General features: G+C 68.2%; 1 pseudogene. It reads left to right on the top strand.

From position 1 onward, the window contains the following. Positions 1 to 77 precede the first annotated feature (77 nt). Positions 78 to 885 (top strand): annotated as a pseudogene (locus FLX08_RS39960) (transposase); the annotation flags it as partial.

Below are 885 nucleotides of genomic sequence, written 5' to 3'. Positions count from 1 at the left end.
CTAGGGCGCGTATCGGGTTGTGATCAATTTGTGGGATTCGCCTGTCCGTCGTGGCTTGATCCGGTAGATCGGCGTGTGTGACGCGTGCGCAGCTGACGGATGAGGAATGGGAGTTCATCAAGCCCTATCTCCCGATCGGCAGGTTCGGCCCGTACCCTGAGCGGCTGCGGCAGCAGTTCGAGGGGGTGATCTGGCGGTTCAGGACGGGTGGGCAGTGGCGGGAGATCCCGCAGGAGTTCGGAGCCTGGCAGACCGTTCACAACCGCTTCCGGCAGTGGAGGGATGCCGGCGTCTTCGAAGCCCTGCTGGACGGGGCGATCGCGGAAGCCGCCAAACGCGGCGAGGTGGACTTGACCCTGGTCAGCGTGGACTCCACCACCGCTCGGGCGCACCACGACGCCGCCGGGATGCACCTTGACCCGGACGTGCTGGCCGCCCTGGAGAAGGCTGCCGAACAGGAGCGGGCCCGGCAAAAGGGGGCGACCGGGAAGGACAACAGGAGCAGGGCGCCCGAAACGACGCCGAAGCAGAACAACGGCGGCACATCCGGCGGCGGCGCAGGCTCCGGTTGAAAGCTGCCCTGCTCGGACGCTCCAGGGGTGGGCAGACCAGCAAGATTCACCTCGCCGCCGATCGCAGGTGCCGCCCTCTGGCGTTCGTCGTGACCGCGGGGCAGGCCGCCGACAGCCCGCAGTTCATCCCCGTGCTGAAGAAGGTACGCGTCCGGGTGCCCGTCGGCCGTCCCCGCACCCGGCCCGGCGCGGTCGCCGGCGACAAGGCCTACTCCTCCCGCGGCAACCGCGCCTACCTTCGCGGACGCCGTATCAAGGTGGTCATCCCGGAAAAGAGGGACCAGGCCGCCAACCGGAAGAAGAAGGGCAGCAA

The organism is Microbispora hainanensis, assembly GCF_006874475.1.
GTDB lineage: Bacteria > Actinomycetota > Actinomycetes > Streptosporangiales > Streptosporangiaceae > Microbispora > Microbispora hainanensis.
The sequence above is the reverse complement of the archived record's forward strand: the minus strand, read 5'-3'. Positions and strand labels throughout refer to the sequence as shown.